14 protein-coding genes are annotated in these 13000 nt (G+C 69.8%); 9 read left to right on the plus strand and 5 right to left on the minus strand.

Going from position 1 to position 13000, the window contains the following annotated elements:
- Positions 1–57: 57 nt before the first annotated feature.
- From IF88_RS0106780 to IF88_RS0106805, 6 genes are all read left to right on the plus strand, one after another.
- Entirely contained in the window at positions 58–1296 is a 1239-nt protein-coding gene (locus IF88_RS0106780; RefSeq protein ID WP_051836546.1) for a L,D-transpeptidase family protein, read from the plus strand.
- A gap of 87 nt (positions 1297–1383) precedes the next feature.
- Entirely contained in the window at positions 1384–2151 is a 768-nt protein-coding gene (locus tag IF88_RS0106785) for an enoyl-CoA hydratase/isomerase family protein (RefSeq protein WP_030708276.1), read from the plus strand.
- A gap of 241 nt (positions 2152–2392) precedes the next feature.
- Positions 2393–2905 (plus strand): ATP-binding protein, encoded by a 513-nt coding sequence (locus IF88_RS0106790; RefSeq protein ID WP_030708279.1) that lies wholly within the window; start codon positions 2393–2395, stop codon positions 2903–2905.
- Positions 2906–3313: 408 nt separating this feature from the next.
- Complete coding sequence (locus IF88_RS0106795) at positions 3314–4123, plus strand: polysaccharide deacetylase family protein (RefSeq protein WP_030708281.1); 810 nt, start codon at positions 3314–3316, stop codon at positions 4121–4123.
- Positions 4120–5307, plus strand: coding sequence for a YncE family protein (locus IF88_RS0106800; protein WP_030708283.1), 1188 nt, complete (start codon positions 4120–4122; stop codon positions 5305–5307). Before IF88_RS0106795 ends, IF88_RS0106800 begins: the two co-directional genes overlap by 4 nt.
- A 458-nt stretch (positions 5308–5765) precedes the next feature.
- Positions 5766–5978, plus strand: coding sequence for an EF-hand domain-containing protein (locus IF88_RS0106805; RefSeq protein ID WP_030708285.1), 213 nt, complete (start codon positions 5766–5768; stop codon positions 5976–5978).
- Positions 5979–6047: 69 nt separating this feature from the next.
- On the opposite strand, the gene IF88_RS0106810 is transcribed toward IF88_RS0106805, so the two are convergent.
- Entirely contained in the window at positions 6048–6599 is a 552-nt protein-coding gene (locus tag IF88_RS0106810) for a PadR family transcriptional regulator (protein WP_030708287.1), read from the minus strand.
- 95 nt (positions 6600–6694) lie between these two features.
- Here IF88_RS0106810 and IF88_RS0106815 point away from each other — a divergent pair, with 95 nt between their 5' ends.
- Positions 6695–7408: a flavodoxin family protein gene (locus IF88_RS0106815; RefSeq protein WP_030708289.1), complete on the plus strand. Its 714-nt coding sequence runs from the start codon at positions 6695–6697 to the stop codon at positions 7406–7408.
- A gap of 38 nt (positions 7409–7446) precedes the next feature.
- A complete protein-coding gene (locus tag IF88_RS0106820; RefSeq protein WP_030708291.1) occupies positions 7447–8091 on the plus strand; it encodes a dihydrofolate reductase family protein in 645 nt (214 codons plus the stop codon).
- A 154-nt stretch (positions 8092–8245) separates the two neighbouring features.
- Here IF88_RS0106820 and IF88_RS0106830 read toward each other — a convergent pair whose 3' ends face one another.
- Positions 8246–8788, minus strand: coding sequence for an AMIN-like domain-containing (lipo)protein (locus IF88_RS0106830; RefSeq protein WP_420710919.1), 543 nt, complete (start codon positions 8786–8788; stop codon positions 8246–8248).
- Between the two features lie 207 nt (positions 8789–8995).
- Here IF88_RS0106830 and IF88_RS0106835 point away from each other — a divergent pair, with 207 nt between their 5' ends.
- Positions 8996–9601 (plus strand): hypothetical protein, encoded by a 606-nt coding sequence (locus IF88_RS0106835; RefSeq protein WP_030708293.1) that lies wholly within the window; start codon positions 8996–8998, stop codon positions 9599–9601.
- 71 nt (positions 9602–9672) lie between these two features.
- Here IF88_RS0106835 and IF88_RS0106840 read toward each other — a convergent pair whose 3' ends face one another.
- The 3 genes from IF88_RS0106840 to gcvH form a co-directional block, all read right to left on the minus strand.
- Entirely contained in the window at positions 9673–11055 is a 1383-nt protein-coding gene (locus tag IF88_RS0106840; RefSeq protein ID WP_030708294.1) for an L-serine ammonia-lyase, read from the minus strand.
- A gap of 288 nt (positions 11056–11343) precedes the next feature.
- The gene (gene glyA / locus IF88_RS0106845) at positions 11344–12600 is read right to left on the minus strand and encodes a serine hydroxymethyltransferase (RefSeq protein ID WP_030708299.1); all 1257 of its coding nucleotides are present in this window, start codon (positions 12598–12600) and stop codon (positions 11344–11346) included.
- 15 nt (positions 12601–12615) lie between these two features.
- Positions 12616–12996 carry a glycine cleavage system protein GcvH gene (gene gcvH, locus IF88_RS0106850; RefSeq protein WP_030708301.1) on the minus strand — a complete coding sequence of 127 codons (381 nt, stop codon included), beginning with the start codon at positions 12994–12996 and terminating at the stop codon, positions 12616–12618.
- Between the last annotated feature and the right edge of the window lie 4 nt (positions 12997–13000).

Here is a 13000-nt window from a genome sequence, read left to right on the forward strand (position 1 = left end):
TGATCTGCCCGTGTGATTTCCTGTCGACAAGCGCGCGACTGTCCGCGCGCGGGGGACATGGGGAGAACAAGAGTGAACCTGCAGCCGATACGCGGCCGCGCCCGGACCGGCCTGCCGGCCCTTCTGCTGGGGGCGGCCCTGCTGTTCACCACCGCGTGCAGCGGTGGTGGCGGGAGTGACAGCAGCGGCGGCGGCGACAACGCCGGGGGTGGCGCCAAGAACGGGACCGAGGCCTCGAAGGCCGTCGTCAGCGTCAAGCCCGACGACGGGGCCAAGGAGGTCGCCACCAGCGGCGTCCTGAAGATCTCCAGCAGCGGCGGCAAGCTCACCACGGTGACCGTCGCCGACACCAAGGGCAACGCGGTCGAGGGCAAGCTCGCCGACGACGGTTCGAGCTGGGAGCCGGCCCGTCACCTGGCCTCCGCCACCGAGTACAAGGTGCACGCGGTCGCCAAGGACGAGGCCGGCCGGGAGTCCGCCAAGGACACCACCTTCACCACCCTGACGCCGACCAACACCTTCGTCGGCCACTACACGCCGGAGGACGGCGCGGAGGTCGGCGTGGGCATGCCGGTCTCGATCAACTTCAGCCGTGGGATCACCAACCCCGAGGCCGTCGAGAAGGCCATCACCGTGACCGCCGAGCCGGCCGTGCCGGTCGAGGGCCACTGGTTCGGCAACGACCGCCTGGACTTCCGCCCCGAGAAGTACTGGGCCGCGGGCACCAAGGTCACCGTGAAGCTCGCCCTCGACGGCGTCGAAGGCCGCCCGGGCGTCTACGGCAAGCAGACCCGTACGGTCACCTTCAAGATCGGCCGCTCCCAGATCTCCACGGTCGACGCGAGCGAGAAGCACATGGAGGTCGTCCGCGACGGCCAGGTCATCAAGAACCTCCCGATCACCGCGGGCGCCCCGTCGACCACCACCTACAACGGGCAGATGGTCATCAGCGAGAAGTACAAGGTCACCCGGATGAACGGCGCGACCGTGGGCTTCGGTGGCGAGTACGACATCTCCGACGTCCCGCACGCGATGCGGCTGTCGAACTCCGGCACCTTCGTGCACGGCAACTACTGGGCCTCCTCCAGCACGTTCGGCTCGGAGAACGTCAGCCACGGCTGCGTCGGCCTCAAGGACGTCCGCGGCGCCGGCGACGGCAACCAGCCCGCCGCCTGGTTCTTCAACGAGTCCCTGATCGGCGACGTGGTCATCGTGAAGAACTCCAAGGACAAGCAGATCGCCCCGGACAACGGCCTCAACGGCTGGAACATGGACTGGGCGGAGTGGATCAAGTAAGCGGGTCCCGTACCCCCTGAAGCCGGCCCGGTGCTGTGACACACAGCACCGGGCCGGCTCGCGTTAACCGCGGCTAACCTGGCCCGTATGACCATCTCTCTCGAAGTCTCCGAAGGCGTCGGCACCATCCGCCTGGACCGGCCGCCCATGAACGCCCTGGACATCGCCACCCAGGACCGGCTGCGCGAGCTCGCGGTGGAGGCGACCGACCGGGCCGACGTCCGCGCCGTCGTCATCTACGGCGGCGAGAAGGTGTTCGCGGCGGGCGCGGACATCAAGGAGATGCAGACGATGGACCACGCGGCGATGGTCGCCCGGTCCCGTGCGCTCCAGGACGCCTTCACCGCCGTCGCCCGCATCCCCAAGCCGGTCGTCGCGGCCGTCACCGGCTATGCGCTGGGCGGCGGTTGCGAGCTCGCGCTGTGCGCCGACTACCGGATCGCCGCCGACAACGCGAAGCTCGGCCAGCCCGAGATCCTGCTCGGCCTGATCCCGGGCGCGGGCGGCACCCAGCGGCTCTCCCGCCTGGTCGGCCCGTCGAAGGCCAAGGACCTCATCTTCACCGGACGCATGGTCAAGGCCGACGAGGCGCTCACCCTGGGCCTGGTCGACCGGGTCGTGCCCGCCGCCGAGGTGTACGAGCAGGCGCACGCCTGGGCCGCCAAGCTGGCGCAGGGTCCGGCGATGGCGCTGCGCGCCGCCAAGGAGTGCGTGGACGCCGGCCTGGAGGCCGACATCGACACCGGTCTGACCATCGAACGCAACTGGTTCGCGGGCCTGTTCGCCACCGAGGACCGTGAGCGCGGCATGCGCAGCTTCGTCGAAGAGGGCCCGGGCAAGGCGAAGTTCGTCTGAGCGCGGCGCCGGTCCTCCCTGGGGGTGGATTAGCCAGGCCTTAAGGCAGTCTTAAGCAGAAGCGGTGATCCACTCGGCGTGATCCATTCCGTGCGGTGTGTCACCGCAGGTCAAACCGGGTATTGAGGCACCTTTGCTGCCTCTCGCATATGACAAGACACCCCCTTGGATTCGTTGAATCCGGGGGGTGTTTTCCTCCGGAACGACCCGGAGGGGCAGGTCGGCCGTCCATGATGGGTGCATGGCGGGCCTGGAGGGTGTGGAACAGCCGCGGCAGCGCGGCAGCGCTTCGGCAGTGCGGCTCACGGCGGCTCTTGAGGACGAACAGGGTCTCAAGGCGCTGGAGTCGTACGGCAATCCGGCCGAGGCGGAAGTGACGCTGCCGTCCATGCCGGAGTCGGCGAGCACGGCGCGCCGGCTCACCCAGTGCGTGGTGATCCGCCTCTGGGGACTCTCGCCGCAGATCGCCGAGCACGCCGTCCTGCTGGTCTCTGAACTCGTCGGCAACGCGGTGCGGCACACCGGGGCCCGCTCCTTCGGCTTACGCATGCTGCGGCGGCGCGGCTGGATCCGGGTGGAGGTGCGCGATCCCTCGCGCGGACTGCCCTGCCTGATGCCGGTGCACGAGCTCGACACCACGGGCCGGGGCCTCTTCCTCGTCGACAAGCTGTCCGACCGCTGGGGCGCCGACCTGCTGCCGCGCGGGAAGATCACCTGGTTCGAGATGCGGGTCGCCGACCGCCAGAACGCCTGACCGCCAGAACGCCTGAGCGCATGAACACCGAAGAAATGCCTGAAGCCCCCGGCTCGCCTGTGGGGGCGGTGTGGGGGCTTCATGGGTGCGCCGAGGATCGAAGGGGGTGTGATCCTCGGCGTGGCGACTTCGCTCGGGTCAATGGGGAAGCCGTGGCTCCGACTATGGCAGACGAGGGTCCAAACGCCAAAAGTCCCTACTCGGACATAAGTGTGCAAATCGTAAGACTTTCTAGCTAAATCCTAGGTGAGGTGGGCCACTCACCTCGCAATCCATGAATAACTATCGGAACCTCTGAGTGAATCGTTGATCACATAGAGGATCGATCACCCGCTCGGCCCCTTCTGGTGGACGTCCCGAATTGGGTCAATCATTACCATCCGGGTCATCCGCCCCTTAAATGGGCAGGTGCTCTCACAACCAGGCCGCCGCGCGGCCCTGCGCGGGGCCCTGCGTGCGGCCGGTCTCGGAGCGGCCGCGACCGCGGCGGCCGGCCTCACCGCCGCCTGCGGACCGGGTCGCCCCGCCCCCGCCTCCTCCGCCCCGCCCCCCGGTCCGGCCAGACCCGACCGCCCCGCCAAGGCGGCCGCCGCCGCCCCGCGCCGGTTCCCCGGGCAGCCCGTGGAGATCGGCCACGGCCCGCGCGACCGCCCCCGGGTCGCCCTCACCTTCCACGGCAACGGGGACCCGGCCATCGCCCGGGCGGTCCTGACCGAGGCCGAACGCGGGGGCGCGCGGGTCACCGTACTGGCGATCGGCACCTGGCTCGACGCCCACCCGGACATGGCCCGCCGCATCCTCGACGGCGGTCACGAGCTCGGCAACCACACCCAGCGCCACCTCGCGGTCAACGACCTGCCCGAGGCGGAGGCCTACGCCGAGATCACCGGCTGCGCCCAGCGGCTCAAACGGCTCACCGGCTCCATCGGCTCCTGGTTCCGGCCCTCCCAGACCCAGTACGCGACCCCGCTCGTCCGGAAACTGGCCCAGCGGGCCGGCTACCCGCACGTCCTCTCGTACGACGTGGACTCCCTCGACTTCACCTCGCCCGGCGCCGCGGCCGTCATCCGCACCGTCACCGGGACGATCCAAGGCGGATCGGTGGTGAGCCTGCACTTCGGCTACGCGGACACGGTCGACGCGATGCCTCCCCTCCTCGAAGAACTCGCGCGCCGCAAGCTGCGCGCGGTGACCACCACGGAGCTGCTGACCCAATGACCACCACCCGCCTTCCCCGGAAGGTCACCGTGCTGCTGGCCGGTCTGGTCCTCGCCGCCCTGGCCGGCTGCGGCGCAGCCGAAAAGGGGCCCGCCGAGGCGCTCGGCACCAAGGGCCCGGCCAAGCCCGTCAAGGCCGTGCCGGCCCTCCCGCCCGGCCTGCCCGGCATGCCGCCGCTCCTCGATCCGAACGACGTCTACGCGGCGGACCGGCCGAACAAACTCTCCCCGGTGGTCAAGGACTTCCCGTCCCGCGTCTACGTGCCGAACACCACCTCCAACACGGTGTCCGTCATCGACCCGGTGACCTACCGGGTCATCGACACCATCCCGGTCGGCGTCCAGCCCCAGCACGTGGTGCCCTCCTGGGACATGAAGACCCTGTGGGTCAACAACAACCGCGGCCACACGCTCACCCCGATCAACCCGGCCACCGGCGAGGCCGGAAAGCCCGTCGAGGTGCACGACCCGTACAACCTGTACTTCACGCCGAACGGCAAGTACGCGATCGTCATGGCCTCGATGGACAAGGAGCTGGTCTTCCGCGATCCGCACACCATGGACCGCGTGAAGACGGTCCCGGTGACCTGCTACGGCGTCAACCACGCGGACTTCTCCGCCGACGGCCGCTACTTCATCGTGAGCTGCGAGTTCTCCGGCGAGCTGCTCAAGGTCGACACCGAGCAGATGGAGGTCATCGGCCAGCAGAAACTGCCGTTCGAGGGCGCCATGCCGCAGGACGTCAAGGTCTCCCCGGACGGGAAGACCTTCTACGTCGCGGACATGATGGCGCACGGCATGTGGGTGCTCAGCGGGGACAAGTTCGAGACCCCCAAGCTGCTGCCCACGGGCAAGGGCTGCCACGGCCTGTACGTGAGCCGCGACTCCAAGGAGATGTACGTCTCCAACCGCGGCGAGGGCACCATCTCGGTCTACAACTTCCCCCAGAACAAGCTCACCAAGAAATGGACCCTGCCGGACGGCGGCAGCCCCGACATGGGCGGGGTCTCGGCCGACGGCAAGGTGCTGTGGCTGTCGGGCCGCTACAACTCCGAGGTGTACGCGATCGACACCGCGACCGGCAAGCAGCTCGCCCGGATCCCGGTCGGCGGCGGACCGCACGGGCTCGCGGTGTACCCGCAGCCCGGCCGCTACTCGCTCGGCCACACCGGGATCTTCCGGTAGCCGAAGGCACGTTGGCCCCATGATGTGACGACGGAGCCCCGGGGGCTCGCACGACTCCCGGGACACCGCTGGGCCATCGGTCAGCGGCATCTTGACGTGGTACGCCGCCACCGAGGACGGCACGTCGAGAATGCCCGGGGTGTCCACGAAGCAGCCGTAAACGGGGTTCGACTGAAACTCCGACAGGGTCGCACGCGGATATCAGCCCCTCCGGGTCCGGACTCCTCCACGCCCTTGAGAATCCGCCGCCCGACCCTCTGATTTCCTTCGTGGCGCGCGTTCAGCCCTGCTCCGCGTGACAAGTGCGGGGCCGGATTTCTTGGCTGGAATTATCGCATTTGTATTGTGGAAGGGTAATCGAATTTCTTTCTGCCGTCCGAACGGGACCCGCGGCGGGGGCCGGGCGTGGGGACCGCTACCCTGAGCCGGTCAACAGGCATCAAGAAGGAGTGCACCCAGTGGCGGACATCGAGAGCGCACGGACGACGTTCGGCAAGTTCGACGTGAACGGTGACGGCTTCGTCACGGCCGAGGAGTTCAAGGCGGCCATGGCGGCCATGGGCGACCCGTTCGTCACCGCCGCCGTCGCGGACGCCGTGATCGCCGCCAAGGACGGGAACGGCGACGGCCTGCTCAGCTTCGACGAGTTCTGGGCCTCCCTGAACAAGTAGTCCCTCCGCGCCCGCTCCCGCCCCGCGCACCCCGGCCCGCCGGCCGGCCGGGGCGGGAGCGCGCGCGTGTCAGGCCTCCGGCCCGGACGACATGTCCTCGACCTCGGCGAGGGCCTCCTCCAGCCAGTGCAGCCAGAACGTCTCCAGGGCGATCCCCCCGTGCAGGACGAGCCGGCGCAGCCGGTCCTCCACGGCGTCGCGACCCGGCGGGAAGTCCTTCTCCTCGATGGCCTCGTACTGCGCCAGCTGGCGCCGGTGCAGGTCCAGATGGCGCCGCAGCTCAGGGCCGAGCCCCTGTGGCCCCACCACGCCCGCCGCGCGGATCCGCAGCAGCAGCGGGTCGCGCATCGGCTTCGGGTCCTGGCTCTCGCCGACCCACCGCGCCAGCTCCGCACTGCCGCCGGGCAGCACCTCGTACTCCTTCTTCTGCCCCCGCACGGGCACCTCGCTGGGCAGCGCCCGGATCAGCCCGGCCTCCTCCAGCCGCCCGAGCTCGCGGTAGATCTGCTGGTGCGTCGCCGACCAGAAGTACCCGATCGACTTGTCGAACCGCCGGGTCAGCTCCAGCCCGGACGAGGGCTTCTCGAGCAGGGCGGTGAGGATGGCGTGCGGGAGGGACATGGCGCCATCCTAGGTTTGCTGCCGCCCCCGTTCAGCCCCCCCCGTTCAGCCGCCCCCGGCTGGCGGACGGGCCCGGCGGTCCACAGGCTGGGGGAGTGTCCGCCGACGTCGAGTACCCAGACCTCACCGCCGTGTACGTGAACTGCACGCTCAAGCGCTCGCCCGAGACCAGCAACACCGAGGGCCTGATCGACAAGAGCCGGGCGGTCATGGAAGCCGCCGGAGCCCGCACCTCGCTCATCCGGGCCGTCGACCACGACATCGCGACAGGCGTCTGGCCGGACATGACCGAGCACGGCTGGGAGAGCGACCAGTGGCCGGTCCTCTACAGCCAGATCATGGACGCCGACATCCTCGTGCTCTGCGGCCCCATCTGGCTCGGCGACAACAGCTCCATCATGAAGCAGGTCATCGAACGGCTCTACGCCTGCTCCTCCCTCCTGAACGAGCAGGGCCAGTACGCCTACTACGGGCGGGTCGGCGGCGCGCTGATCACCGGCAACGAGGACGGCGTCAAGCACTGCGCCATGAACGTCCTCTACAGCCTCCAGCACCTCGGCTACGTGATCCCTCCGCAGGCCGACGCGGGCTGGATCGGCGAGGCCGGACCCGGGCCCTCGTACCTCGACCCGGGCTCGGGCGGTCCCGAGAACGACTTCACCAACCGGAACACCACCTTCATGTCCTGGAACCTCATGCACCTGGCCGCCCTGCTCAAGCGCTCCGGCGGCATCCCGGCCCACGGAAACCAGCGCTCGCTCTGGGACGCCGGCTGCCGCTTCGACTTCCCCAACCCCGAGCACCGCTGAGCCCGGTCCCGTCCTCGTCGACAAGGCTGGAGGAAGCCGTGGAGCAACTGCTGAGAGTCCAGAACTTCACCGTCTCGCGCGACGGGTTCGGCGCCGGTGAGCACCAGAGCCTGGAGCGGCCGTTCGGCGACGCCGATCCCGGGGAGATGTTCGCCTGGGCCGGGGCCACGGCGAGCTGGCCCAACCGCACCGACCCCGGAGGCAGCCGGGGCCTCGACGACTACTTCACCAGGGACTTCGCGCACAACATCGGCGCCGAGATCATGGGCCGCAACAAGTTCGGGCCCCAGCGCGGGCCCTGGCCCGACCACGACTGGCGTGGCTGGTGGGGCGACGAGCCCCCGTTCCACACCCCGGTGTTCGTCATGACCCACCACGAGCGTCCGTCGTTCACGCTCTCCGACACCACCTTCCACTTCGTCTGCGCCGACCCGGCCACGGCCCTCGGCATGGCACGGGAGGCGGCGCGGGGCAAGGACGTCCGGCTCGGCGGCGGGGCCACCACCGTCCGGGAGTTCCTCGACGCCGACCTCGTCGACACCCTGCACGTGGCGGTCTCACCGGTGGAGATCGGATCCGGGGCACGGCTCTGGGACTCGCCCGAGGAGCTCCTCGACAGGTTCCACCTCGACGTCGTGCCCAGCCCCAGCGGCGTGACGCACCACCTCTTCTGGCGGCGGTGACCGCCCCTACCCCGGCACCTGCGCCGGCGCCGTCTCCAGCCGCGCCGGCAGCGGCCGGGCGTTCATCCGCCGGCAGCCGGCCAGGGCCTCCCGCAGCAGGGCCCGGGGCACGTGCGACGCCCCGGGCCCGCCGGTCTGCCCGCTCGTCCGCCCGTCACCGGGTGACGTGCGAGATGTCCACGACGAAGCGCTCCGGGGAGTGCAGGGTGTAGGCGCGGTAGTACGGCACGGTGTCGAAGGCGGCGCCGAAGGTCACGTACCCCTCGTAGTCGCCGGTCAGGGCGATGCCCTTGAGCTTGCTGAGGTAGATCTTCTGGAGCTTGGGCCCGTGGTAGACGCTCTGGCCCGCGTCGTCGTGCGCGGCGGCGGGGTGGAAGCGGATCTCCAGGAAGTACTTCCCGGCCAGCGGCACGGGCTTGCCGGACCCGTCGTAGAACAGCTGCGGGACGGGAGTGACGGTCACCTCGGGGACGTACCCCTGCAGGTCGATGACGATCCGGTCGTACGTGGCGTGCCCGCCCCAGCGGGCGTCGACGACGAGCGGGGTCTGGCTCTGGGTGGCGGTGGCGGTGGCGGTGGCGGTGGTAGGGGCGGCGGCGGTGGAAGTGGCGGCCGAGGCAGGTGCGGCGAAGGAGAGGCAGGCGGCGAGCAGAGCGCCGGAGGCCAGGGCCACGATCTGCCGGAGACGTGCGTGGATCATGACGTCCCCTCGATTCCTGAGAGACGGGGACTGGTGGCACGGCTTAGGACGCCATGGGCGGCTCCCGCGGTTCCCGTTCTTTTGCCCGCACTCCTCCCCGCTCTGGTTCGGTCAATCCGCCGCTGCGCAACTGCCATTGGTGGCAGGGTGGTTGGTGGGAGCCCCGCCCGGCCGACAGGAGAGAACCGGATGCGTCTTCACCGCTTGTCCCGTCACGCAACGGTCGCCGCGGCCCTCGTCCTGGCGGCCACCGCCTGTGGCGGTGACGCGGAGCGCGAGGTCCCGCAGGAGGGGAAGGGCGGCTACCGCTGGGTGGCCACGGACGAGATCTGCAACGTGCTCCCGTACGGCGAGCTCGCCGACCCGCTCGGGGTGCGCGAGGAGGCCGCGGACCGGGACAAGCGGTCCGGCGCGGGCGCCCCGGGCGTCAAGTGCGTCCAGCCGCTCGTCGAGTCCGGCCCGGCGAAGTACGGGAACGTCACGGTGGAGCTGGACCTCGCGTACACGGAGAGTGTCGACTTCGCCGAGGACGTCTTCGCCCGGGGCCGCGAGAACACGGCCAAGGACATGCCCGACAGCGGCCTCACCGAGGTGAAGGGCGTCGGCAAGGAGGCCTACCGGTTCGCCTTCAACAAGCCGACCGAGCTGCGGCAGGTCCACGAGTTGCGGCTGCGCGACAGCAACATGACGATCGACGTGACGGTCACGGCCGAGACGCGCACACCGCCCACCCCCGAGAGCCTGAAGGCGTACGACGCGGCGGTGGACGATTTCGCCCGAGGGGTCCTCAAGGCGCTGCGCCGCGGGTAGCAGGCGGCAGCCCGGCGGAAACGGAAGGGGCCCGGCGCGCACGCCGGACCCCTTCCGTCACCTGCCGTGGATCAGCACTCGATGACGTTGACCGCGAGACCGCCGCGGGCGGTCTCCTTGTACTTGACCTTCATGTCGGCGCCCGTCTCCTTCATGGTCTTGATGACCTTGTCGAGGGAGACCTTGTGGGTGCCGTCACCGCGCATCGCCATCTTGGCGGCGGTGACGGCCTTGACCGCGGCCATGCCGTTGCGCTCGATGCAGGGGATCTGGACCAAGCCGCCGACCGGGTCGCAGGTCAGGCCCAGGTTGTGCTCCATGCCGATCTCGGCCGCGTTCTCGACCTGCTCCGGGGTGCCGCCGAGGACCTCGGCGAGGGCGCCGGCCGCCATCGAGCAGGCCGAGCCCACCTCGCCCTGGCAGCCGACCTCGGCGCCGGAGATCGAGGCGTTCTCCTTGAAGAGCAGCCCGATCGCACCCGCTGCCAGCAGGAAACGGACCACGCCTTCCTCGTCGGCGCCCGGCACGAAGTTGACGTAGTAGTGCAGGACCGCCGGGATGATGCCCGCGGCGCCGTTCGTCGGAGCGGTGACCACCCGGCCGCCGGCCGCGTTCTCCTCGTTCACGGCCATCGCGTAGAGGGTGATCCACTCCATGGAGAGCGCCAGCGGGTCGCCCTCGGATCGGAGCTTGCGGGCGGTGTTCGCGGCTCGGCGCCGGACCTTCAGGCCGCCCGGCAGGATGCCTTCACGCGACATGCCGCGCGCGACGCACGCCTGCATGACCCGCCAGATCTCCAGCAGGCCCTCGCGGATCTCCTCCTCGGTGCGCCAGGCCTTCTCGTTCTCCAGCATCATCGCGGAGATCGACAGGCCGCTCTCCCGGGCCATGCGCAGCAGCTCGTCGCCGCTGCGGAAGGGGTACTTCAGCACGGTGTCGTCGAGCTTGATCCGGTCCTCGCCGACCGCGTCCTCGTCCACGACGAAGCCGCCGCCGACCGAGTAGTAGGTCTTCTCCAGCAGCGGGGCGCCGGCGGCGTCGTACGCGAAGAGCGTCATGCCGTTCGCGTGGTACGGCAGGGAGCGCCGGCGGTGGAGGATCAGCTGGTTCGGCTCGTCGAAGTCGATCTCGTGGACGTCGCCTATCTCCGCGCCCAGCAGCCGCAGCCGGCCGCTCTTGCGGATGCGCTCGACCTCGTCGTCCGCCGTCTCGACGTTCACCGTGCGGGGGGAGTGCCCCTCCAGACCCAGCAGCACCGCCTTGGGGGTGCCGTGTCCGTGGCCGGTCGCGCCGAGGGAGCCGAAGAGCTCGGCCCGCACGGCGGCGGTCTGGGCGAGCACGCCGTCCTTCTTCAGCCGCATCACGAACATGCGGGCGGCCCGCATCGGACCCACGGTGTGCGAGCTGGACGGACCGATGCCGATCGAGAAGAGATCGAAAACGGAAATGGCCACGTTGGCGGTCTCCCGGGTCATCCCCGCGGTGGCGGGGAACGGACCGTCCAGTCGCGCTCGCAGTGCAGCGAGGCGGCCGACGGAGGGGCGGACTTTGCAGGGATTGCGGGCAAAGATCACCTCGTGGGCGCCCTTGCCCGGTTCATCAGCGTACGTCAGTTCGTGCGGGGCCCGGTTACGCCGACCTGTACGGCGGCTTTCGCGACCCCGACGTCGAGGACCGCGCTCCGGACCATGGGAAAGGCCCGGCCCTGTGCGAGACGAGGCCGGGCCTTCCCAAGCCGTTGCCTAGAGCGACGGGTACAGCGGGAACTTCGCGGCGAGCGCGGAGACGCGCGCCTTGAGGGACTCGGCGTCGTAGGCCGGCTTCAGCGCCTGCGCGATGATCTCGGCGACCTCGGTGAAGGCCTCGGCGTCGAAACCGCGGGTGGCCAGCGCCGGCGTACCGATCCGCAGACCCGAGGTGACCATCGGCGGCCGCGGGTCGTTCGGGATGGCGTTGCGGTTGACCGTGATGCCGACCTCGTGGAGGCGGTCCTCGGCCTGCTGGCCGTCCAGCTCGGAGTTGCGCAGGTCGACCAGGACCAGGTGCACGTCGGTGCCACCGGTGAGGACGTCCACGCCCACGGCCTTGACGTCGTCCTGGACCAGGCGGGCGGCGAGGATCTTCGCGCCCTCCAGGGTGCGCTCCTGGCGCTCCTTGAACTCCGGCGAGGCCGCGATCTTGAAGGAAACGGCCTTGGCCGCGATCACGTGCTCCAGCGGGCCGCCCTGCTGACCGGGGAAGACCGCGGAGTTGATCTTCTTGGCCAGCTCCTGCGTCGACAGGATGACACCGCCTCGCGGACCGCCGAGGGTCTTGTGCGTGGTGGTGGTGACCACGTGGGCGTGCGGCACCGGGTTCGGGTGCAGACCCGCGGCGACCAGGCCGGCGAAGTGCGCCATGTCGACCATCAGGTACGCGCCGACCTCGTCCGCGATGCGGCGGAAGGCGGCGAAGTCCAGCTGGCGCGGGTACGCGGACCAGCCGGCGACGATCAGCTGCGGCTTGGACTCCTTGGCGAGGCGCTCGACCTCGGCCATGTCCACCTCGCCGGTCTCGTCGACGTGGTACGGGACCACGTTGTAGAGCTTGCCGGAGAAGTTGATCTTCATGCCGTGGGTCAGGTGACCTCCGTGGGCCAGGTTCAGGCCCATGATCGTGTCGCCCGGCTTCAGCAGCGCGAACATCGCGGCGGCGTTCGCCTGCGCACCCGAGTGCGGCTGGACGTTCGCGGCCTCGGCGCCGAACAGCGCCTTGATGCGGTCGATCGCGATCTGCTCGACCACGTCGACGTGCTCGCAGCCGCCGTAGTAACGGCGGCCCGGGTAGCCCTCGGCGTACTTGTTGGTCAGGACCGAACCCTGGGCCTCCATGACGGCGACCGGAGCGAAGTTCTCCGACGCGATCATTTCCAGGGTGGACTGCTGGCGCACGAGCTCGGCGTCGACGGCGGCGGCGACGTCCGGGTCGAGCTCGTGGAGAGGGGTGTTCAGTACAGACATCAGGGTCCCCTGGGGTCAGTTACCGGCGGTGAGCGTGGTGTACTCCTCGAAGGACAGGGTGTCCTTCGGCTCCTCCGAAAGGCGCACCTTGAAGAGCCAGCCCCCCTCGAACGGGGCGGTGTTCACGAGCGCCGGGTCGTCCACGACGTCCTGGTTGAACTCGACGATCTCGCCGGAGACGGGGGAGTACAGGTCGCTGACCGACTTCGTCGACTCCAGCTCGCCACAGGTCTCGCCCTCGGTCACCGTCTCGCCGGCCTCGGGGAGCTGGGCGTAGACGACGTCACCGAGCGCGTTGGCCGCGAACTCCGTGATGCCGACCGTCGCGACGCCGTCCACGGCGTCCGACAGCCACTCGTGCTCCTTGGTGTAACGCAGCTTCTCGGGGTTGCTCATGACC

This window comes from Streptomyces sp. NRRL F-2580 (assembly GCF_000720115.1).
Lineage (GTDB): Bacteria > Actinomycetota > Actinomycetes > Streptomycetales > Streptomycetaceae > Streptomyces.